This is a genomic window from Streptomyces sp. NPDC008150, from assembly GCF_042956945.1.
In the GTDB taxonomy this organism is placed as follows: Bacteria; Actinomycetota; Actinomycetes; order Streptomycetales; family Streptomycetaceae; genus Streptomyces.
Window position 1 is genome coordinate 1 of record NZ_JBIBHJ010000006.1, and the last position, 21846, is coordinate 21846.

General features: G+C 71.1%; 20 protein-coding genes. 11 read left to right on the top strand and 9 right to left on the bottom strand.

What is annotated here, in order from left to right; genetic code table 11:
• Positions 1 to 86: 86 nt before the first annotated feature.
• Complete coding sequence (locus ACFZA0_RS16400; protein WP_391016595.1) at positions 87 to 719, bottom strand: SRPBCC domain-containing protein; 633 nt, start codon at positions 717 to 719, stop codon at positions 87 to 89.
• 206 nt (positions 720 to 925) lie between these two features.
• On the bottom strand, positions 926 to 1720 hold the full coding sequence (locus ACFZA0_RS16405) for an ATP-binding cassette domain-containing protein (RefSeq protein ID WP_391016597.1): 795 nt from the start codon (positions 1718 to 1720) through the stop codon (positions 926 to 928).
• Positions 1721 to 2288: 568 nt separating this feature from the next.
• On the opposite strand from ACFZA0_RS16405, the gene ACFZA0_RS16410 reads away from it, so the two are divergent.
• The gene (locus ACFZA0_RS16410) at positions 2289 to 2981 is read left to right on the top strand and encodes an FCD domain-containing protein (protein ID WP_391016600.1); all 693 of its coding nucleotides are present in this window, start codon (positions 2289 to 2291) and stop codon (positions 2979 to 2981) included.
• A gap of 115 nt (positions 2982 to 3096) precedes the next feature.
• Here ACFZA0_RS16410 and ACFZA0_RS16415 read toward each other — a convergent pair whose 3' ends face one another.
• The 3 genes from ACFZA0_RS16415 to ACFZA0_RS16425 form a co-directional block, all read right to left on the bottom strand.
• On the bottom strand, positions 3097 to 3534 hold the full coding sequence (locus tag ACFZA0_RS16415) for a hypothetical protein (protein ID WP_391016602.1): 438 nt from the start codon (positions 3532 to 3534) through the stop codon (positions 3097 to 3099).
• A gap of 178 nt (positions 3535 to 3712) precedes the next feature.
• Positions 3713 to 4921, bottom strand: coding sequence for a sigma-70 family RNA polymerase sigma factor (locus tag ACFZA0_RS16420; RefSeq protein ID WP_391017578.1), 1209 nt, complete (start codon positions 4919 to 4921; stop codon positions 3713 to 3715).
• A 17-nt stretch (positions 4922 to 4938) separates the two neighbouring features.
• Complete coding sequence (locus ACFZA0_RS16425) at positions 4939 to 5640, bottom strand: YciI family protein (RefSeq protein ID WP_391016605.1); 702 nt, start codon at positions 5638 to 5640, stop codon at positions 4939 to 4941.
• 89 nt (positions 5641 to 5729) lie between these two features.
• Here ACFZA0_RS16425 and ACFZA0_RS16430 point away from each other — a divergent pair, with 89 nt between their 5' ends.
• Positions 5730 to 5963: a DUF664 domain-containing protein gene (locus ACFZA0_RS16430; RefSeq protein ID WP_391017582.1), complete on the top strand. Its 234-nt coding sequence runs from the start codon at positions 5730 to 5732 to the stop codon at positions 5961 to 5963.
• Positions 5964 to 6158: 195 nt separating this feature from the next.
• Here the strand turns inward: ACFZA0_RS16430 and ACFZA0_RS16435 are convergent, their stop codons facing one another.
• Both ACFZA0_RS16435 and ACFZA0_RS16440 read right to left on the bottom strand, forming a co-directional pair.
• A complete protein-coding gene (locus ACFZA0_RS16435; protein WP_391016608.1) occupies positions 6159 to 7472 on the bottom strand; it encodes an NtaA/DmoA family FMN-dependent monooxygenase in 1314 nt (437 codons plus the stop codon).
• A 337-nt stretch (positions 7473 to 7809) separates the two neighbouring features.
• On the bottom strand, positions 7810 to 9174 hold the full coding sequence (locus ACFZA0_RS16440; RefSeq protein ID WP_391016611.1) for a cation:dicarboxylate symporter family transporter: 1365 nt from the start codon (positions 9172 to 9174) through the stop codon (positions 7810 to 7812).
• 555 nt (positions 9175 to 9729) lie between these two features.
• Here ACFZA0_RS16440 and ACFZA0_RS16445 point away from each other — a divergent pair.
• Positions 9730 to 11640: a lamin tail domain-containing protein gene (locus ACFZA0_RS16445; RefSeq protein ID WP_391016614.1), complete on the top strand. Its 1911-nt coding sequence runs from the start codon at positions 9730 to 9732 to the stop codon at positions 11638 to 11640.
• A gap of 221 nt (positions 11641 to 11861) precedes the next feature.
• A complete protein-coding gene (locus ACFZA0_RS16450) occupies positions 11862 to 12425 on the top strand; it encodes a GNAT family N-acetyltransferase (protein ID WP_391016617.1) in 564 nt (187 codons plus the stop codon).
• Positions 12426 to 12535: 110 nt separating this feature from the next.
• Here the strand turns inward: ACFZA0_RS16450 and ACFZA0_RS16455 are convergent, their stop codons facing one another.
• On the bottom strand, positions 12536 to 13348 hold the full coding sequence (locus ACFZA0_RS16455) for a UTRA domain-containing protein (protein ID WP_391017585.1): 813 nt from the start codon (positions 13346 to 13348) through the stop codon (positions 12536 to 12538).
• Between the two features lie 294 nt (positions 13349 to 13642).
• Between ACFZA0_RS16455 and ACFZA0_RS16460 the strand changes: the two genes are divergently transcribed.
• The 7 genes from ACFZA0_RS16460 (at position 13643) to ACFZA0_RS16490 (ending at position 21154) form a co-directional block, all read left to right on the top strand.
• A complete protein-coding gene (locus ACFZA0_RS16460) occupies positions 13643 to 14911 on the top strand; it encodes an extracellular solute-binding protein (protein ID WP_391016620.1) in 1269 nt (422 codons plus the stop codon).
• Positions 14912 to 15034: 123 nt separating this feature from the next.
• On the top strand, positions 15035 to 15919 hold the full coding sequence (locus ACFZA0_RS16465; protein ID WP_391017587.1) for an ABC transporter permease subunit: 885 nt from the start codon (positions 15035 to 15037) through the stop codon (positions 15917 to 15919).
• Positions 15916 to 16752: an ABC transporter permease subunit gene (locus ACFZA0_RS16470; protein WP_391016624.1), complete on the top strand. Its 837-nt coding sequence runs from the start codon at positions 15916 to 15918 to the stop codon at positions 16750 to 16752. The genes ACFZA0_RS16465 and ACFZA0_RS16470 overlap by 4 nt, the downstream gene beginning before the upstream one ends.
• A 155-nt stretch (positions 16753 to 16907) precedes the next feature.
• On the top strand, positions 16908 to 18473 hold the full coding sequence (locus ACFZA0_RS16475) for a family 20 glycosylhydrolase (protein ID WP_391016627.1): 1566 nt from the start codon (positions 16908 to 16910) through the stop codon (positions 18471 to 18473).
• Positions 18470 to 19900 carry a cellulose binding domain-containing protein gene (locus tag ACFZA0_RS16480; RefSeq protein WP_391016629.1) on the top strand — a complete coding sequence of 477 codons (1431 nt, stop codon included), beginning with the start codon at positions 18470 to 18472 and terminating at the stop codon, positions 19898 to 19900. Before ACFZA0_RS16475 ends, ACFZA0_RS16480 begins: the two co-directional genes overlap by 4 nt.
• 191 nt (positions 19901 to 20091) lie before the next feature.
• Complete coding sequence (locus ACFZA0_RS16485) at positions 20092 to 20526, top strand: hypothetical protein (protein ID WP_391016631.1); 435 nt, start codon at positions 20092 to 20094, stop codon at positions 20524 to 20526.
• Between the two features lie 58 nt (positions 20527 to 20584).
• Positions 20585 to 21154 (top strand): GNAT family N-acetyltransferase, encoded by a 570-nt coding sequence (locus tag ACFZA0_RS16490; protein WP_391016634.1) that lies wholly within the window; start codon positions 20585 to 20587, stop codon positions 21152 to 21154.
• Positions 21155 to 21272: 118 nt separating this feature from the next.
• On the opposite strand, the gene ACFZA0_RS16495 is transcribed toward ACFZA0_RS16490, so the two are convergent.
• On the bottom strand, positions 21273 to 21833 hold the full coding sequence (locus tag ACFZA0_RS16495; RefSeq protein WP_391016635.1) for a TetR family transcriptional regulator: 561 nt from the start codon (positions 21831 to 21833) through the stop codon (positions 21273 to 21275).
• Positions 21834 to 21846 lie beyond the last annotated feature (13 nt).

A 21846-nucleotide genomic window follows, 5' to 3' on the forward strand; every position in this document is an offset into this window, starting at 1 on the left:
CGACACCGCATCCGCCGCCGAGAACGTCGCGAACACATGCTCACCCGCGGCGAGAGCACCAACCACCCTGTTCAACCTGCCCGTTGTCATCGTCGATCCCCTCGGCCCAGAGCTTCACCGGTCTTGTTGGTTGCGGGAGCCGCCGCTTGCGGCGTGTTCGCCCGACGTCCGGAGCGCCGTCCCGCCCACCAGGCGCGCAGGCGGGCGAACAGGCCGACGGGACGGGACCCGGCCGGTGGTTCGGCGGCGGCGGTCGCCGTCGTCGCGGGCTCCGCGCACGCCTTGACCAGTTCGGCGGTGAACTCCTTCGTCATCCGGGAGACCACCATCCCGGCACCCGACTCGATCAACTTGGCGAGCTTGCCGTTGAGTTTGATCTCGCCGTCGCAGAAGACGCGTGAACTGCCCGGCTCCTGCCCTTCGGTGACCCGGAAGGTGGCGCCGGCGCTGAAGCGGGTCGCCCCCTGCCCGTCAGCGCCCCGGGCGGTCAGACGCCCTTCGCGCGCTGGTTCGTCCAGGTCCAGGGAGACGCGGGCGGCGAACTTGACCCGCAGACCGCCGAACCGAACGGCCAACGTGCCGTCGAAGGAGCCGTCCTCGTGCGACGCTCCGAGCTCCGCGCCCCCGATGCAGGAGACGACTGCCGAGGGATCCGAGATGATCTCCCAGACCCGTTCGGGCGGACTCGGTACGGCGATCTCTTCCTTGATCGATATCAAAGTCGTGCACCTTACTCGGCTGCGGTCGCGACGTCATGGCGGATACGCACGGGGAAGGGCCTGTGCGGGGGCAGTTCCCGTGCGGGGGCATGACGGCATGGCCGCTTGGCGGTCGGGAGCGGGAGCGTCCAAAGTGTCGGACGCGCCGTCCTCGTGAGCGACGGACCTTCGGGCGGGCGGGCGGGCAGGCAGGCGCTGCGGCCGTGTTACGCGGCGGGCTTCCGCTCCGCGGCGAACAGGCCCCAGATGTCGTTGTAGAGCTCGGAGAACTCGGGTGACTCCACGAGGGAGCCGATCTGCCGCGGACGTTCGAAGGGGACGGGGATGATCCGGCGGACCGTACCGGGCCCCTTGGACATCACCACGACCTCGTCGGCCAGGTAGATGGCCTCGTTGAGATCGTGCGTGACGAAGACGAGGGTTCCGTTCTGCTCGCGCCAGATGTTGAGGAGTTCCTGCTGGAGTTCGAGCCGGGTGATGGCGTCCAGGGGCCCGAAAGGCTCGTCCATCAGCACGATGGACGGGTTGTAGATCAGCGCACGCGCGATGGCGCAGCGCTTCTGCATTCCGCCGGACAGCTCGCGGGGGAAGTGGTTCTCGAACCCGGTCAGCCCGACGAGGTCGACCCAGTGCGCGACGCGTTCCTCGCGCTCGTCCTTGGCGACCTTGCGGAACTTGAGCGCGAGGCCGATGTTGCCCTTGACGCTGAGCCACGGAAGGAGGTGCGAGTGCTGTGTCACGTACGCGGCGTCGGAGTTGACGCCCTTGACGGGCTCGCCCGCGTAGTGGACCTGGCCCTCCGTGGGGGTGAGCAGTCCTGCGGCCAGGTTGAGGATGGTGCTCTTCCCGCACCCGCTGGGGCCGATGACGGCGACGACCTTGCCGCGGTCGACCTTGAACGACACGTCCTCGATCGCCGGTTGATGCGTGCCGGGGAACCGCAGGGTGACGTCGTCGAGACGGAGTGCCTCCGGGTGGAGGGTGCGCTGGTTGGTCGACATAGCTGTCTCCTCGGCTCCCTGGCCGCGATGCGGGAAGGGGGGCCGTGCGCTCGTGCCGGTTGGTGGCGTGGGTGTGTGACGGTGCTGACGTGCGGACGGTGCGGTGAGCTGCCGACGGGGGGTGCGGGGGCCGGTGGGGAGCGGCCGGGGTCGGTCGGTCCTTCCGGCCAGGCAGCCTCGGCGACACCGCCGCGTCTCCGAGATTGTCCGACAAGCGGTGATGCGAACGTAACACCGTCGACTCCTGGCGGACAAGGATGCTGCGGGAAAACATCCCAAGCCCGTGGATGACGACTTCACTGGAGCGGCATTGTCGGACAACTCGCGGGATCGGGGTTGCGGAACGGTGCCGAGCAGTGGCACCCGGCGACCCGCAACTCCAGCTCTGCGCGCCGAGGTTGTACCGACCGCCGGAGGGGGTGCGGAAGGGGAGGGCGGCGCGGGACCGTTCGACTGCGGGGGCGCCGGGCGGGCGGGGGCGGTGGCGATCCGTTGGCATGTTCCGCTCCGGACGGCAGCCATACTGCTCGGCAGGCGGCAGACATCCCCCCGAGCCACAGGTGATCATGTGAACCCGAAGCAGGACGACGAGACGGCCGACTCCGAAAAGAGCCCCTCGACGCGGCACAGCCAGGCGTACGAGAGTCTGCGCTCGCTTCTGCAGTCGGGGACCTTCGCGCCGGGCACCCGGCTCACGGAGGCCGACCTGACCCAGCGCTTCGGTGTCTCACGCAGCACGATGCGCGCCGTACTCGTGCAGCTCACCCACGAGGGATACGTCACCAGCGAGGTCAACAGGGGAGTGCGCACAAGGGACTTCACGGTCGAGGAGGCCCTGGACATCCTGGAGGCACGCGAGACGCTCGAATCGGCTCTGGCCGGCAAGGCCGCCGAGCGCGCGACCGCCGAGGAGGTGGCGGCCCTGCGCCGCACCCTCGAACTCATGGCGGAGTGCCAGGCCGCCGGCGACCAGGCCGGCTACTCCCGGGGCAACCGGACCTTCCACCAGCAGATGAAGCGCGCCGCGCACCAGCAGACGCTTGCCCGCGCCTACGACACGCTCCTCTATCCCCTGGTGATGAGGCAGTACCGCGACCTGACGGTGCCGCATCCGCGGACCGGATCACTGGAGGAGCACCAGGCCATCTTCCTGGCGGTTCTCACCCGCAACCCCGACGCCGCGGTCGCCGCGATGCGCCACCACGTCAGCTCCGCCCGCAGGGCCCTGCTGCTGCGCTCGGACCAGGACCCCGCCGACTGACGACGGCGCCCCTGCGGAGCGCCGGTCGGGCGCGGACGGGGCCCGATCCGGACCGGGCGGACCCGAGACGCGGGTACGTGCGCGTGCCGGATCCGCGAGCCCTGCCGTAAGCCCGTCACGCGGGTGCGCTGAGCTGGGCGAGGGCTCCCCGCACGACACCGGAGAGCCTGCGGTCTGCCTCCGCGGACGGGAGTTCGCCCTGCCACGCGTCGACCGACTGCCAACCGCGCCCGGCCGGCAGGCCGACGGGCGGGCCCGCCCGGAGCTTCGGGGGCAGCGCGGGAAGGCGTATCACCAGGGCCGAGGTGCCCAGTGCGACGGCGGCCGCGATGCCCTCGTGGGCCAGGACGGGAACGCCGTAGGCGGCGTGCAGGGGCGCGCGGGGCGCCAACTCGGCCAGCCGCTCGCAGAGATCGGGGTGGGTGTGGAGCTGCCACTCACCCAGCGCGAGGTCGTCCGGTCCGTCCGGCGGTGCGGCCTGGGCCCGCAGGAACGTCAGCAGCGCGCTGTTGCGGGGGTGATCGACGGCCAACGGTGGCAGGTCCCGGCGCATGGGAGCGACCGTACGCCCGCCGCCGGACGCGAGGACACCCCACGGGCCGCCCTCGGTGGCGGTCCGACGCCCACCCGTCTCCTGCCCATGGCCCACCGGCGGGCTGCGGGGCCGGACACTCTCTGGTCCCCTCACCGTGGGTCGGCCACGACGCCAACCGGCCGGAGCGTCGTCGGCCTCAATCGTCCAGACCGCATTCGGCTGCGCGCCGCGCGTACTCCTGGGTGATCGCCCCGTTCGGCGCGAGCGACCCGGCCGCCCGGTAGTCGTCCGCCGCCTCCCGGGTGCGGCCCAGGCGGCGCAGCGCGTCCGCGCGCACGGCGGGCAGCGCATGGTTTCGGGCCAGTTCCCCGGGCGTGCCCAGCGCGGCGACGGCCTCCAACTGCGCCTGCGGGCCGTCGCGCATCCCGACCGCCACCGCACGGTTGAGCGCCACCACAGGATTGGCGCGCAGGGCGAGAAGGCGGTCGTACAGCGCCACGATCGCCGCCCAGTCGGTCGCGGCGGCGGTCGGCGCGAGGGCGTGCTGCGCGGCGATTCCGGCCTGGAGCGCGTACGGGCCGCCCGCCACGACCGACTCGCGGGCGAGGGCCACGCCCTCGGCCAGGAGTGCGGGGTCCCAGCGCGTCCGGTCCTGGCGGTCCAGCGTGACCAGGCCGCCCTCCGTGTCGAGCCGGGCCGCGCGCCGCGCGTGCTGAAGGAGCAGCAGCGCCAGCAGCCCCTTCGCCTCCGGCTCCCGCGGCGCCTCGGCGGCGACGAGCCGGGCGAGCCGAACGGCCTCCTCGGCGAGGACGTCGCGGACGGTGCTGCCGTCACTCGGCGCGTAGCCCTCGGTGAACACCAGGTAGATGACGGCGAGGACACCGTGCAGACGTTCCGCGCGCGCCCCGGGCGGCGGGACCCGGTAGGGGATCCCGGCCGCCGCGATCTTGCGTTTCGCCCGCAGGATCCGCTGCGAGACGGTCTCCTCGGAGACCAGGAAGGCGCGGGCGATCTCACGGGTGGTGAGGCCGCCGACCGCGCGCAGGGTCAGCGCCACCCGGGACTCCAGGGGGAGCGCCGGATGGCAGCAGGTGAACACCAGCCGCAGCCGCTCGTCCCCGGGAGGCGGCGCCTCGCGGACCGACTCGGCGGTGGCGACCTCGGCGAGCTTGCCGCGTTCGGCCGCCCGGCGGCGCAGTACGTCCAGGGCGCGGTGCCGGGCGGAGGTCACCAGCCACGCACCCGGCCGGCGCGGCACCCCGTCCCGCTCCCAGGCCGGCAGGGCGCGGGCGAACGCCTCCTGGGCGCAGTCCTCGGCGAGCTCCCAGTCGCCGGTCAGGCGCACGACGGTACCGAAGACGACCCCCCACTCGCCGCGGTACGCATCGGCGAGCGCCACCCGCACCTCCGCCGGCCCGGCCCTCACGCGAAGTCCGTCCAGAACTCCCGCAGTTCGGCGATTCCCGACCGTGCCATGGGGCTGCGGGCGAGGTAGTCCAGCGCGTCCTGCCGGTCACCGTCGACGAAGACGATCCCGGTCACCCACTCCGGCACGTCGGTGTACGCGCCGTCGTTGATCAGCAGCTCGCCTCCGCGGCGCCGGACGAGGGTGGCGTCCTGGACGGGCCGCAGGTGCTCGCCGCCGACGTAGCGGCCGGAGGCGAGCCCCTCGCGCACCCACTCGGCGACGGCGGCGGGATCCGGGGTGACGGGCGGCGCGCTCGGATCCGTCCGGAAGATCCCGAGGAAGCGGGACGCGGGCGCGTCCCCCTCGTGCGGGACGTTCGCGGTTCCCGGACCGAGGTCGAGCGGTTCGACCGGCCGGATCTCCATGCGGCCGCCGGCCGCCATCGGGTGCGACGCGGCGACCTCGATCGCCTCGTCGAGGTCGGCCGCCTCGACGAGGTCGTAGCCGGCGATCCACTCGGCCGTCTCCGCGAAGGGGCCGTCGGTGACCAGGACCTGGCCGTCCCGGACGCGCACCGTCGTCGTCTCACCGACCGGCCTGAGCGGCATCCCCTCGGTCCGCACGCCGCGGCCGTTCCACTTCTCGACCCACGCCTCGGGGCTTTCGTCGACCGCTTCCCCGGCGGGGTCGGTGGCGACGAACAGCACGTACTTCATGACCGTTCTCCTGTCGTGATGCGATGTTCGAGCGTTTCACGAGGACGACGAAGAGCCGTCGCGGAATCCGACAACGCGGCGAGAATTCCATGACATCTCCGACGGGGAGCCGGGATCGCGGGGAAGTGCGCTGTGCTCGGTTCGAGTTGACCCGGCGTTCCGTGTCCCCCTCCTCGCTTTCGCCGCTCGGGCCGGTCCGGCACCTCGCCGACGTGGAACGCCGCTGGTTCCGGGTCGCATTGGCCGGGCACGACATCGAACTGCGTTACTGCTCACCCGAGTTGTCGAGAACGACTTCGACGGCGCCGATCCGCGAGCCGTGACGGAGTCGTGGAAGGAGTCTCAGCGTGGCGCGCCCTGCGTCCAGCAAAGCCCGTCGGGGAACGGGGTTTCTCCGGCGGGCGGCGTGGACCGCCGGCTCCGGGCCGGTTCCCGGCGCCGCCCCGAAGGCCCCAGGGGCGGAGACCGCTTCGGCGAGCCACAAGTGGCCCCCGAAAGCGAGCAGTTGGGCGGCCGAATCAGGGCCGCCGGGCGAGCCGCCGTCCCGCGGGCAGGTCGAGACCGAGGTTCTCCCGCAGGGTGCCGCCGGTGTAGTCGGGTGCGACGATCCCGCGTCGGCGCAGTTCGTGCAGCAGGCCGTTGACGATGAAGTCGTGCTCCCGCGGGTCGCCCAGGTCGCCGAGCGTGATCATGTCCAGCACCCCCGCGCGGAACCGTTCCTCGACCGCGTCCGCGATCTGCTCCGGTGTGCCGGCGACGGCCCAGTGGCCGGTGTCCTGCGCCGCGACGACGAGTTCCCGCAGGGTGCGGCCCGCGCGGGCGTAGGCGCTGAAGATCTCGACCCGGCCGCGACGGCCGTTGACGGCGGAGACGTCGGGAAGCAGGCTCTCCGGCAGTTTGTCGTCGAGCGGAAGGTCGGAGAGGTCGACACCGCCGCCCAGCATGTCGGCCACCAGCGAGCGGCCACGTTCGAAGTCGATGGCCTCATGGCGTTCGCGGACGCGCCGCCGGGCCTCCGCCTCGGTCGCTCCGTACGTGGCGTGCAGCGAGGAGAAGATCAGCGGCAGCCCGTCGGGCCGCCCGAACCCCCGCGCGGACGCGCGGATCTTCCGGGTGAAGTCCGCCGCGGCTTCGAAGGTGGGCAGGGACGTGAAGACGATCTCGGCGTACCGGGCGCCCAACTCCCGGCCGGCGTCGGACTGTCCGGCCTGCATCTGCACCGGGCGGCCCTGCGGCAGCGGCGGGATGTTGAGGGGACCCGCGACCGTGAAGAACTCGCCCGCGTGGTCGATGCGGTGGACGAGGTCGCGGTCCAGCACCGCCCTGCCGTCCTGTCCGGCGGTCAGGGCGCCGGGCTCCCAGCTGTCCCACAGGGCGTTGACCACGTCGAGTGCCTCTGCCGCGCGGGCGTAGCGCTCCTCGGGGCCGGGCAGCGCGCCAGGACCGAAGTTCTCCTCGCCGACCGCCGAGGTCACCAGGTTCCAGGCGGCCCGTCCGTTGCTGACATGGTCGAGCGTGCCGAACAGACGGGCCAGGTTGAACGGGTGGTGGTACGTGGTCGACACCGTGGCGATCAGGCCGATCCTCGACGTCACCTGGCTGAGCGCGGAGACGAACACCAACGGTTCCTGCGAGCCGATCGGTCCCTGGGCGTCGAAGCGCAGCAGGTCGGCGGTGAACAGCGCGTCGATCCGCGCGACTTCGGCCAGCCGCGCGACGCGCACGGCCCGCTCCAGGGTGGACCGCGCCGGATCCACCGCGAGGTCGTAGGTCTCCGACGTGCCACCGGCTCCGGTGACGGTTCTCAGCGTCCTGGGCTGCTGCGTGCTCACGATGCGTCCCATCTCGCGTGCGATGACGGCTCCGGTCCGGCCGCCCGTCGCCCGGCCGGTGCGTCGCACGGGCGACGGGGCACGGGCGACGGTGCACGGGCGGAGGCGTGCGGACCCTCGACGATGTGCCGGACACGGGCCGCCGGGCAACGCTTTCCGGGACGCGTCACGGACACGCAACGCCCCGTCATTGTTCGCAGCACTGCCGCAACACGAGAGCAACGGCTCGGCCCTGTGGGGGAGTTCGGGCTCCGCGGACGGCTGTGCCCCGCCGGGAGGACCCGGCGGGGCACAGGGAGCGAAACCGGCGACGGCGTTGTACGCCGACCGCCGGGGATCAGCCGGCCACTCCCGCTCCGGCCGGCTCGCGCACCGGTTCGGCGTCCTGGTGCGGCTCGTTGTAGACGCTCTCCACCTCGTCGACCAGGGAGGCCGTCGCGCTGTCGTACTTCGTGCGGTCGAGGATGTTCTCCCGGGCGGAGACCAGGACCGGGACCAGGGTCTGGCCGGCGACGTTGGTGGCCGTGCGCATCATGTCGAGGATGGGGTCGATCGCGAGCAGCAGGCCCACGCCCTCCATCGGCAGGCCCAGGGTGGACAGGGTGAGGGTCAGCATGACCGTGGCGCCCGTCAGGCCGGCGGTCGCCGCGGAGCCGATCACCGAGACGAAGGCGATGAGGACGTACTCCTTGATGCCCAGGTGCACGTCGAAGATCTGCGCGACGAAGATCGCGGAGATGGCCGGGTAGATGGCCGCGCAGCCGTCCATCTTGGTCGTCGCGCCGAACGGCACGGCGAAGGAGGCGTAGTCCTTCGGAACGCCCAGGCGGATCGCCGCCTGCTGGGTGACCGGCATGGTGCCGACCGAGGAGCGGGAGACGAAGGCGAGCTGGAGCGCGGGCCACGCGCCCTTGAAGAACTGCAGCGGGCTGAGCTTGGCGACCGTGGCCAGCAGCAGCGGGTACACCCCGAACAGGACCAGGGCGCAGCCGATGTAGATGTCGGCGGTGAAGGTGGCGTAGTTGCCGAGCAGGTCCCAGCCGTACTGCACGATGGCGCGGCCGATGAGGCCGGCGGAGCCGATCGGCGAGAGCACGATCACCCACCACAGGGCCTTCTGCAGCAGTTCGAGGACGGACTCGGAGAGGGTGAGGATCGGCTGGGCCTTGGAGCCGATCTTCAGGATGGCGATGCCCGCGACGACGGCCATGAAGACGATCTGCAGCACGTTCAGTTCGGTGAACGGGGTGACGACGTCGGTCGGGATGATGCCGGTCAGGAAGTCGATCCAACTGCCGGAGTACTCGGGCTTGGAGCCGTCGGCGGGCGTGAGGCTGGAGCCGGAGCCGGGGTTGGAGATCAGGCCGATGGCGAGACCGATGACCACCGCGATCAGCGAAGTGATCATGAACCAGAGCACGGTGCGGCCCGCCAGGCGTGCCGCGCTGTTGACCTTCCGCAGATTGGTGATGGACACCAGGATCGCGAAGAAGACCAGGGGTGCGACGGCCAGCTTGAGGAGCTGGACGAAGATGCTGCCCACCTTGTCGAGCGTGGTGGCCAGCCAGGACACGTCGTAGGTGCGGGCGACGAAGCCGAGGACGAGACCGACGGCGAGGCCGATCAGGACCTGGGCCCAGAACGGCACGGGTATCCGGAAGCCGGGCTTCGGGGGTCGGGTATCTGCGGTGTTCGCGGACACGGACACACTCCAGTGAGAACGCGCGGGTGACGGGGGAGGTGCGCGGGCGCCGGCCGTGCGGGAGGAAGGGACGGCGCTGCGACGGTGGGACGCGGCTGCCGTGTTCGAACGTGGGGCAGCGTCGCTGTGCGGGGGCCGGGTCAGAGGTGACAGGGCGCGAGCGGACAGCGACAGAGACCGGTGCGCGTGCGTGCCGTGGGCAGGACGCCGACGGCAGCGCGGACGTGGCCCGGAAGGGGCTCGACGCGGTGCACCGCTGTGATCTTCATGTCGCCGAAGTTAACACGTGTACTTTGAATCAATCAAAGCTTTTCTTTGGTCCCGGCCATACCCGGGGCCGTCACCGCCCCTTCCCGCCGGGCGTCGCCGGGGCGCGGCGCCGCGGCGCCGTCCGTCCGACGTTCTCCCGGCCGGCGACCGGAGTTCAACCGGAGTACACGCCGTTTCAAGATCGTCTCGCCAGAGTTCCGCCTCGTGCCTACCTCACACTCGCGTACCGGCGTCGCCTCACTCAGCGCCGTAACTCTGACGCTTTCAGGACTACTTGCCACCGGGATGCTCGTCGCCCAGCCTGCGGCCGCGGCGGATCCGGTCGGTTACCAGAACGTTCGGATCAACGAAGTCACCTCGTCGGGCAACGACACGGTGGAGCTGTACAACACCGGCACGACCGCGGTGAGCATCAGCGGCTGGAAGATGTCCGACGACAGCTTCTCGCAGCAGTCCTTCAGCCCGTCCGCGAGCACCATCCCCGCCGGCGGCTTCGTCACCTTCAACTCGCCCAAGGGACTGGGCGATGCGGACAAGCTGGTCGTCTACACGTCCGGCGGCACGCTGGTCGACCGCGTCGAATGGGCGACCGACAAGGCGAAGCCGGCGATGGCCCGCTGCGGCGGCGACGGCACCGGGGCATGGGTGACCGCGACCTCGGCGGCGACGTTCGGTACCGCGAACGCGTCGGGCTGCCCCTCGTCGATACCCGCCGCGAGCAAGGTGCGGATCAACGAGGTCACCTCGGACGGTTCCGACACGGTGGAGCTCTACAACGGCGGAACGAGCGCCGTCAGCGTCGGGTCGTGGAAGTACCTCGACAGCGACACCACCCACTCCGCGGCGACGATCTCGTCGTCCGCGCCGAGCGCGAGCAGCATCCCCGCCGGCGGCTACATCACGTTCAACTCCACCATCGGCCTCGGCGACAACGACTCCGTCCTCCTCCTCGACGGCAGCGGCAACACCGTCGACTCGGTGACCTGGACGACCAATGCCGCGAAGCCGTCGGAGGAGCGCTGCGCCAACGGAACCGGCTGGTTCCAGACCGCCACGACCGCGACGCTCGGCAGCGCGAACTCCTGCTCCGGCAGCACGGGCGGCGGTACCGGCGGCGGCACCACCCCGCCGGCCACCGGCCAACTGCTGGGCGGAGGCGGCTCGTTGACGAGCGGCTGCGAGCCCGAGGCGCCCTCCGGTTCGGGTTCCACCCCGTCGGGCACCCTGGCGTGGCCGGGCGGGCTGAACGTCACGATCGCGGACAACGTCTGCGCGTTCACCACGTCCACCGGTCCCGAGGGCCGGGACGTGAGCGGTCTCGCGTTCGACCCGTCCAACCCGTCGGTGCTGTGGGCCGCCAAGAACAAGAACTGGCTGTACAAGCTGGTCAAGAGCAACGGGAAGTGGATCCCGGACGCGACCTGGAGCGCCACCGGCAAGCAGATCCGCTTCTCGGGCGGCACCGGTGAGCCGGACTCCGAGGGCCTGACGGTCGGCAGCAACGGCCACCTCTACGTGACCTCCGAGCGCGACAACACGAACAACGACGAACCCAAGGACACCATCCTGGAGTTCGACCCGACCTCGACCGCGTCGACTCTGTCCCCGGTCCACCAGTGGGACATGACCGCGCAGTTCCCGCAGTTGAACACCGGTGACAAGGACGACGCCAACCTCGGCTTCGAGGGCGTCGGTTACGTGCCGGACAGCTGGCTGACCGCGGGCGGCTGGGTCGACCCGCTCACCGGTGCCGCGTACAAGCCGGCGAACTACCCGCTGCACGGATCGGGCCTGTTCTTCGCCGGTCTGGAGGTGGACGGCTCGCTGCACGTCTACGGTCTGAACTCCGACGGCACGTTCACCACGTTCGGCACGGTCGCCACCGGCAAGGCCGGCGTGATGGACGTGACGTTCGACGCCGGTACCGGGCGCCTCGTCGCGACCTGCGACAACACCTGCGGTGAGACGCACACCTTCATGAAGGTCAACGCCTCCGGCGCGATCGTGCCGGACGTGACCTACACGAACCCCGCCGTCATGCCGGCCGACAACCTGGAGGGCTTCGCGATCGCCCCGACGTCGACCTGTGTCAGCGGGTTCCGCGAAGCGGTCTGGAGCGACGACGGCATCTACGGTTCCGGCTCCGGCTCCGCCGCCTACGGGCACGCCCTGTACAGCGGCACGTTCCCCTGCTGAACCGAGTGACCGAGTGACCGAGTGACCGGGTGACCCCCTGGTACGGCCCGTCCGCCGGGCCGTACCAGGGGCGGTGCGCGGCGACGAAGCACGGGCTCCCGGCGACCATCGGCCGCCGGGAGCCTTCGCGTACCCCTCCGGTCCGAACCCTGCGGACGGGCGGCCGGCGGCCGGTCCGCGCCCCTTGATCCGCTCGAAGACCGGTGGCTAGGTTGGCCCGTGTGACCGACAGCCGAGCCCTCGCCTGGCCGGCCGCCCCGATCAGGACCGAGCGGCTCGTACTGCGTCCCTCCGAGGCGCGTGACAGGCCGGTGGTCATCGACCTCAACGCCTCGCCCGAGGTGGGTACTTACCTCGGCGGCCCCCGGCCGCGCGCCGAGCTCGAACGCGACGTGCCCGAGGTGCCGGGGCGCCGGCCCGGCTTCTTCGTGGCCGACCTCGACGGCACGGCGATCGGCACCGTCCACCTCGACCCGCACGGCGAGAGCGACCCCCTCGGCCCCGACATGCCGGCCGGCCGCCGGGCGGCCGGGAGGACCCATCTCGGCTATCTCTTCCTGCCGCAGACCTGGGGACACGGATACGCCACCGAGGCGTGCGCGGCGGCACTCGACTGGTTCACCGCCGAACTGCCCGGCGAACCGGTGGTGCTCTACACCCAGACCGCCAACGCCCGTTCGATGCGCCTCGCGGCGAGGCTGGGGTTCACCGAGGCGGAACGGTTCGAGGCGTGGGGCGCCGAGCAGTGGTTCGGCGTACGGCCCCCGACGCCACCGGCCGCCTGACCACCCCCGGCCTCCGCCGGTGACGGCCTCCCAGGTCGCCCGGCACGGCACGGTCGGCTCCCCGCGCACCGGTCGCGCGCCCAGGGCTTCCGCGATCCGTCCTGGCCCCGTCAAGGGCCCTGCACGTCGCCCCGGGTGGACGAGACGACCGTGTCACGGTGGGCGAAGTCGCCCGGCGGGATGCCGGGGTGGTGGCCGGGCAGCGGCTCCGGAGCGGTGGCGGCCGGGCCGAGGGTGAGGCGCGAGACGATGCGGTAGCGGTCACCGCGGTACAGCGAGTGGACGTACTCGACGGGGCGGCCGGAGGTGTCCGAGGTCAGCCGCTCGACGAGGAGGGCGGGGGACAGCTCGGGCACGTCCAGCACCTCGGCCTCGGCACGGGTCGCCACGGTCGGCTCGATGGTCTGGATCGCCTCGCGGACGTGGACGTCGTGGTGCTCGCGCAGGTGCTCGTACAGGTCCCCGTTCTCCAACTCCTGCGCGGAGAGGCCGGGTACCAGGTCGGCGCGGATGTGGAGGTGCTCGATGGCCATCGGCGCGCCGTCGACGAGCCGCAGTCTGGCCACGTAGACGATCCGGGCGGCGGGGGAGAGGCGCAGCTTGCGGCCGACGCGGGCGCCCGCCTGGATGGTGGTGAACTCCAGGAGCCGGCTGGACCAGGCCCCGCCGGCGCGCGGGACCTTGAGGCCCTGCTCCGGCGAGACCAGCTCCTGGGTGATCTTCTCCGGCGCGACGAACATGCCGCGTCCGTGCTCGCGGATGACGAGTCCCGCCGCGACGAGTTCGTCGACGGCCGCGCGCAGGGTGGGCCGCGAGACGCCCAGGTCGGCGCAGAGAGCGCGCTCGGAGGGGATGGGGTCGCCGGGTCGGCGCGCCTCGATGAGTTGCAGGAGATGGTCGCGGACGCGTTCCCGCTTCAGCACCGCTCCCGGGGAATGCCGTCCGGTCGTCCCTCCCGTCGTTCCGTCCGCGTCGTGCCCGTCGCCCGCGGCGTGCGCGTCGGTGGTCACTGTCCGCCCCCTTGCTCTGTACTACCAGTTGCTTGACCAGTTGACCATAGGCGCACGGAGATCGACAAGCGAAAGCCATCAGCATCGTCAACTGGCCGTATTCCACAGGGGGTTGACGCATCCAATGGTCTATGCCAGTTTTCTCCCTCACTAGAGGTCACCTGACCAGTTGTCTACTGGTCAGGTCCGGCACCCCAGAGGTGAACCGTGAAGCTCCGTTTGCTCGCCGGTGTGTCCGCGCTCGTCGCGGTCGCCGGACTCAGCGCCTGTTCGTCCGGCTCCGATGACACGGAGTCCGCCGGCGGCGGAAAGACCGCGATCGACGTGTGGCTGATGCGCGACAGCGTCTCGGCGGCCTTCCAGAAGGACTTCGAGAAGGGCTTCGAGGCCGACCACCCCGACATCGACGTACGCATCCAGATCCAGGAGTGGGACGGCATCGGGGAGAAGGTCACCGCCGCGCTCGCCAGCAACGACGCGCCGGACGTGATCGAGACCGGCAACACCCAGGTCGCCCAGTTCGCGCAGAGTGGCGGCCTGCTGGACCTGAGCGACAAGGTCGCCGAACTCGGCGGCAAGGACTGGCTGAAGGGACTCGCCGAACCCGGGGCGTACGAGGGGAAGCAGTACGGCATCCCGTACTACGCGGCGAACCGGGTGGTCATCTACCGCAAGGACCTCTTCGCGCAGGCCGGCGTCGACGCCACGGCGATCAAGACCCGCGACCAGTGGATCGCCGCGACGAAGAAGCTCAACAAGGGCTCCCAGCAAGGGATCTACCTGCCCGGACAGAACTGGTACACCTACGCCGGATTCGTCTGGGACGAGGGCGGCGACCTCGCCGTCGAGTCGGGCGGTACCTGGAAGGGCGCGCTCGACAGCCCGCAGGCGCTGCGCGCGACGGCCTTCTACAAGCGGCTCCAGGCGCTCGGCAAGGGTCCGAAGGACTCCGACGAGGCGCAGCCGCCGCAGGCCGAGGTCATGGCCAAGGGGAAGGTGGCCCAGGTCATCAGCACACCGGGCGGCGCCAACGTCGTCGCGCAGAACAACCCCGCGCTGAAGGGCAAGTTGGGCTTCTTCCCCATCCCCGGCAAGACGGCGGACACCCCGGGCGCGGTCTTCACCGGGGGCTCCGACCTCGTCATCCCCACCGTGGCGCGGCACCAGGACGCCGCGTTCACCTTCGTCAAGGAACTGACCGGCGACACGTGGCAGCGCAAGCTCGCGGCGGCCATGAGCTACGTCCCCAACAAGACCACGCTCGCCGGTGCCGTCGCCGCCGACCCGGGCGCCTCCGCGATGGCGGTCGGCGCGGCCGTGGGCCATGCCACGCCCAACACCCCCGGCTGGGCCGCCGTCGAGGCCAAGAACCCCATCAAGGACTACCTGACGGCCGTACTCACCGGTGGTGACCCCGAGAAGGAGGGCGTCAAGGCGTCCGACGCGATCACCAGTGCCATGAAGTCCGGTTCCTGATCCGCCCGTTCGTCGCCCCGGCATCGAAAGGAGTGCGCCGTGACGATCGTCCGCGACCCCGTGGTGTCCCGACCGCCGTCCCGACCGTCCCGGCGTACGCCGGGCACCCCCCGCCGCGCCGCCATGTCCGGCGCCTGGCCGTACCTGCTCGTGGCCCCCGCCGTCCTCGGCATGCTCTACCTGCTCGTCTACCCCCTCGCGCGGGCCGTCCTGATCTCCTTCCAGGACTACGGACTGCGGCAACTCATCCTCGGCGACGCCCACTTCACCGGATTCGACAACTACACGACCCTGCTTTCCGACCCGCGCTTCTGGGCAGTGGTGCGGCGCACCTTCCTCTTCATGGCCGTCAACGTCGTCCTGATCATGGGACTGTCCACGCTGGTCGCACTGATGGTGGAACGGCTCGGCCGGATCTGGCGGACCGTCGTGCTCAGCGCGCTCGTGCTCACCTGGGCCATGCCCGTCGTCGCCGCGACCACCGTGTTCCAGTGGCTGTTCCACTCGGAGTTCGGCATCGTCAACCACGTGCTGACCGGCCTCGGTTTCTCCTCGTTCGAGGGGTACCCGTGGCTGGCGCACGGGCCCGCGGCGTTCGCGATCCTGGTGACGCTCGTGGTGTGGCAGTCGGTGCCGTTCGCCGCGATCACCCTGTACTCCGCACTCACCACCGTGCCGGCCGAACTGTACGAGGCGGCCCGCCTCGACGGCGCCTCCGGCCCGCGGATCTTCCGCTCGGTCACGCTGCCGATCGTGCGGCCCATCCTCATGCTGGTGCTCTCCCTCGAAGTGATCTGGACGTTCAAGGCGTTCGTGCAGATCTGGGTGATGACGCGCGGCGGCCCCGGCGACGCGACGACGATCCTGCCGGTGTACGCGGTGCAGACCGCCCTGGCCGGACAGCACTACGACCTGGGCGCCGCCGCGTCGATGCTGACCGTGCTGATGATGTCCGGCGTGCTCGTCGCCTACTTCCGCCAGATGTTCCGACAGGAGGACGAGCTGTGACCGCCCCGCGCGCCCTGCGCCGTCTCCCGCTCCACGTCGCCGCGACGGTCACCGTCGTCGTCTGCCTCTTCCCCGTCTACTGGATGGTGACGACCGCCTTCAAGCCGAACCGCGACATCCAGTCGGACCACCCCCGACTGCTGCCGCAGAGCTGGACACTTGACCACTTCCGGCGAACCGTCGACGCCGACGGCTTCGCACTCTTCTGGCGCAACAGCGTGCTCGTCACGCTCGGGGCGGTGCTGCTCGCCCTCGTGGTCGCGCTCGGCGCCTCGTTCGCCGTGGCGCGGATGCGCTGGCGGGGACGGCGGCAGTTCATGCTGATGGTGTTCGTCGCTCAGATGGCGCCCTGGGAATCCCTGATCATCCCCGTCTACATCATCTCCCGGGACACCGGGATGCTGGACCGGCTGCCGACGCTGACACTGGTCTACTTCATGATGACGCTGCCCTTCACCATCGTCGTGCTGCGCGGCTTCATCGCCACCATCCCCGCGGAACTGGAGGAGTCGGCCCAGGTCGACGGCTGTACCCGGCTCGGCGCGTTCCGCCACGTGGCGTTCCCGCTCCTCGCGCCGGGACTGATGGCCACGTCGTTGTTCGGCTACATCACCGCGTGGAACGAGTTCGCCTACGCCAACTTCCTGATCATCAAGCAGCAGGACCACCGCACGCTGCCGGTGTGGCTGTCCTCGTTCCAGAACACGTTCGGCACCGACTGGGGCGCCACGATGGCCGCCTCCACGCTGTTCGCGCTGCCGGCCCTGGTGATCTTCCTGCTGCTGCAACGGCACGTCACGTCCGGTTTCGCGTCCGGGGCGGTCAAGGGCTGACACGCCGCCCCGCCGCCTCACGGCCCGCCGCCGACCGGGCCACGGGGGGCCTCGCCCGCCTCCTCAACCGTGACCCGGTGGCCCCCGCGCGGGCCGACCGCCGACGCTGCCCGCTCCCACGTCCGCAGACCCCGCTCACCGCCCGGAGGTCCGCAGTGCCCGCACCCCGCCCTGCCCTCGTCCCACTGCCCACCCAACTCTCTTTCCGCCCCGGCCACTTCACCCTGGACGCGGACAGCTCGCTCCGCGTCCTGCCCGGCGCGGAACCCGCCGCCGCGCTGCTGCGCGAACTCCTCGCCCCGGCCACCGGACTGCCGCTGCGTCCCTCCCCCGAGGGCCCCTTCGTCCTCGCCCTCGACCCGGACCTCGGAGGTCTGGGCGAGGAGGGGTACGGCCTGACGGTCGCCCCGGACGCGGTGCTGCTGCGCGCCGCGCACACCACCGGGCTGCTGCGCGGCATCCAGACCCTGCGCCAGCTCCTGCCCGTCGAGGCGCTCGCGCCCGGACCGCGGCGTGCCGTGGCCTGGAAGGTGCCCTGCGTGGAGATCACCGACGTGCCCCGGCACGCCTGGCGCGGATTCCTCCTCGACGTCGCACGGCACTTCCAGCCCGTGTCGCAGGTGCGCCGCTACGTCGACCTGATGGCCCTGCACAAGCTGAACGTGCTGCATCTGCATCTCACCGACGACCAGGGCTGGCGCATGCCGGTCGCGGCGTATCCCCGGCTCACCGAGGTGGGCGGGCGGCGCGCCGAGTCCATGGTGGGTCCCGCCGGCAGCGACGTCTTCGACGGCGTCCCGCACCAAGGCGCCTATACGCGTGCGGAGTTGAGCGAGCTGGTCGGCTACGCGGCCGCGCGCGGGGTCACCGTCGTCCCGGAGATCGACATGCCCGGCCATATGCGGGCCGCACTCGCGGCCCATCCCGAGTTCGGGAACTTCCCCGAGCGCCGGCTCGACGTGTGGACCCGCTGGGGGGTGTGCGACACCATCCTCGGCGTCCAGGAACCGACGTTCGACTTCGTGCGCACCGTTCTCGACGAGGTCCTCGACGTCTTCCCCTCGCCGTACATCCACATCGGCGGCGACGAGTGCCCCACCGCGGAGTGGGCCGCGAGCCCGGTGGCCCGCGCGCGGGCCGCCGCCGAGGGACTGGCGGACACGGCCGCGCTGCACGGCTGGTTCCTCGGCCGGATCGGTGACCACCTGATCGAACGCGGACGGATCCCGACCGCGTGGGCGGAGACCGGCGAGGGACTCCCGGCCCGGTTCACCGTCATGACCTGGCGCGACCCCGAGCACACGCGGATCGCGCTGAAGCGCGGGCACGACGTCGTCAGCGCACAGCACCGGGCGACCTATCTGGACTACGCCCAGTCCGTCCGTCCCGACGAGCCGAAAGGACAGCCCGGCGACGTCGTCGACCTGCGCGCGGTCCACGATCACACACCCCCGGACGACACCGACACCGCGGGGCGCGTCCTCGGCGTACAGGCCCAGGTGTGGACCGAGTTCGCCCCGGCCGCCGACCGCGTCGACTACCTGGCCTTCCCCCGGCTGTGCGCACTCGCCGACCGCGCCTGGCACGGCAACCCGTCGTGGCCCGGCTTCCGTGACCGCATCGCCACGCACGCCGCCCGGCTCGCCGAACTCGGCGTGCGCCACGGGCCGCTCGACACGCACGTCCCCAACTCCCGGAGCTCCGGAAAGGAACCGTCATGAGAAGGACGTCCCACCGCAAGTCCCTCACCCGAGCGGCCAGTTGCGCCGTGGCCGCCGCCCTCGGCTGCGCGGGGCTGCTGACCCTGCCGGCCTCGGCGTCGGCCGCCGCGAGCGGGCTGACCGTGCAGTACCACACCGGTTCCACCGGCAGCGACCAGGCCGAACCGTGGCTGAAGGTGGCCAACACCGGGTCGTCACCGGTGGCCCTCAGCGGCGTGAAGCTGCGCTACTACTTCAAGGCCGACTCGGCGAGCACGACCTACCGGTTCGCCTGCTCCTGGGCGCCCCGCGGGTGCGCCAACATCACCGGCACGTTCGGCACCCTCGCCCACCCGACCGCCACCGCCGACCGGTACCTGGAGATCGGCTTCACCTCCGGTGCCGGAACGGTCGCCGCGGGAGCCGACAGCGGCGACCTCCAGCTGCGCTTCTACCGCTCCGACTGGCAGCCGCTGAACCAGGCCGACGACTACTCCTTCGGCGCCACGCAGACCTCCTACGCCAACTGGACCAAAGTCACGGCCCAGTTGAACGGAACCACCGTGTTCGGCACCGCACCCGAGGGCAACGACCCGACCGACCCCACCGGACCGACCGATCCCACCGATCCGCCGGCCTCCGGCGCCAGTCTCTTCGACGACTTCAGCTACACGAAGTACGACGACCCGGCGATCTCGGCACACGGCTGGAACGTGCGCTCCACCTCCGGCGGTCCCGGCGTGCCGGGGGCGACCTGGGCACCGCAGAACGTCACCTTCCCCACCTCCGGCGGCAACACCGTGATGAACCTGGAGACCTCGACCTCCGGCACGGGAGAGAGCACCAGGCAGACCGAAGTCCTCACCAAGGCGACGAAGTTCAAGAACGGAACGTACGCGGCGCGAGTGAAGTTCAGTGACGTGCCGAAGAGCGGACCGGACGGCGACCACCTGGTGCAGACGTTCTTCACCATCAACGACCTGACGGCGCCGATGGCCGACGACTACGCCGAGTACGACTTCGAGTACCTGCCCAACGGCGGCTGGGGCGAGCCGTCCAACATCCTCTACACGACGTCGTGGGAGACCTACAACCCCGATCCGTGGCAGGCGGTCAACCAGCACACGGAGGGCCGCCAGAGCTACGCCGGGTGGCACGACCTGGTCCTCACCATCGACAACAGCTCCATCCGGTACTACGTCGACGGACAGCTCTTCGGCACGCACGACGCCGCGTACCTGCCCGAGCGGCCCATGTCGATCAACTTCAACCAGTGGCTGATCGACCTGGCGGGCAACACGAGCACCAGTGCCCGCGCGTACGACGAACAGATCGACTACGTCCTCCACGTGAAGGACCAGGCGCTCACCCCCGCGCAGGTCACCGCGAAGGTGGCCGCCTATCGCAGCGCGGGCACCGCCTTCGAGGACACCGTTCCGGGGGCGTGACATCAACTCGGGGCCCGCGCATCGCCGTTGGCACGCGGGCCCCGAGGCGCAGCGGCGTGTTCCGGCGGTGGCAACGGTCGTGGTGACGGAACCGCGGGGACCGTGTTCGCGTGATGATCAGCGCGTGCTCGAGGGGCGCGTTCGCCCGTCTCCGCGCGGTGCGAAGGGGCCGACGGATTCGGGACGACGTCATGGCGAGCAGGGCGAGCACGAGGCCGGACAGAGAGCCGAGCCTGCTGCCGGTGCTGGGGGTGTTCGCGGTGCTGGCCGTGGTGCTGGAACGCCTCAGGTCGTTCATGGGCAAGTCGACGATGTACATCCTCTGCGACGACGTGGGCGGCCTGTCCGCGCAGCTCGGCCACGAGGTGAACCTGAACCGGTGGTTCCTGCTGGCAGGGCTGCTGCTGTCCGTGGCGGTGGCGATCGCCTCGCGGGTGCGGCGCTGGCGGGCCCTTTCGGCCGTCGGGCTGTTCGCGGTCGTGGTCCTCCTGGTCCTGGCCGACGGGTTCGCGGTACGTGCGGACGCGGTGGCGGAGCGGATCGCGGCGACCCAGCACTGCGACGAACCCACGAATATCCACGACACCTCGCCCGGCTGGTTCGACTGGAGCCCCCTCGGCCCGTGAACGGCACGGCGTGAAAAAACCGTTGGGGCTTCCGTCCGCCCTAGGCGATGATCACCCCGTGGACACCTACCTGGAGACCGGACGCCTGACGCTGCGCCGGTTCACCGCCGACGAGGCGGACCTGCTGATCGAGCTGGACAGCGATCCGGCGGTGATGCGCTACCTGAGCGGCGGCATTCCCACGGCGCCGGAACTGGTCCGCGAGCGTTACCTGCCGAACATCCTCGCCGGTTACGAGAAGTGGGGCGGAAACCTGGGGCTGTTCGCCGCGCACGAGAAGGACGGCGGTGCGTTCGCAGGCTGGTTCATCCTGCGCCCCGAGCCGGACGGCCCGCTCGACGAGGTCGAACTCGGCTACCGGCTGCGGCGGTCGGTGTGGGGCAGGGGATACGCGACCGAGGGCTCGCGGGCCCTGTTGGCCAAGGCGTTCACGGAACTCGGGGTGCGGACGGTGTGGGCCGAGACGATGTCGGTGAACCTCGGCTCGCGCAACGTCATGGAGAAGCTCGACATGACGCACACGGAAACGGTGCCCGTCCCCGCCGACATGAAGTCGATCGAGGGCGCCGAACACGGCGGCGTACGGTACGAGATCCGCAAGGAGCAGTGGGAACGCCGGTCACGATAGGGGCCACCACCGCGCGGTTCCACCGGCTCACGGGGGAGCAGCGGCCGTCCCGCCCCCGCCCGGACGGCTGCGGTCGCGTGGGTTCGCCGGCGGTGCGGTTTCCGCTGCGAACCCGCGATCAGCCGGCCCGTACCAGGGTGCGTGCCAGGTCGGTGATGTCCCGGAGGTTGTCGAGGGAGAGCGGCTGGGTCGCGAGGGCGCCCTCGTGCAGGGCGAGGAGCTGGTTGGCGAGAGGGGCCGGGTTCGGGCATCCGGCGGTGGTGGCGAGTTCCCTGAACAGGTCCAGCAGCCACAGTTTCTGGTCCGCGGCGATGCGGTGCGCCGGGTGTGCCGGGTCCGGGATTTCGGCGAGCGCGTTGATGAAGGCGCACCCGCGGGTGTTGGTCGTGCTCCAGGTCCGCAGTGCCTCGAAAGGCGCGGTGACGGCCTCGGCGGGGGTTTCCGCGGCGTCGACGGCGACACGGACGAGCGACCGCCAGCGTTCGTCGCGCCCCGCGAGGTAGACCGTCACGAGGTGATCCTTGGAGCCGAACTGGTTGTACAGGGTCCGCTTGGTCACCCCCGAGTGCTCGGCGATCAGATCCACCCCGACGGCCGTGATCCCGCGGTCGTAGAACAGCTCTTCCGCGGCCGCCACGATGCGGCGGCCGGCCGGGGTCACGGGGCGCGTCTCCTGCACGACTGGACCTCTT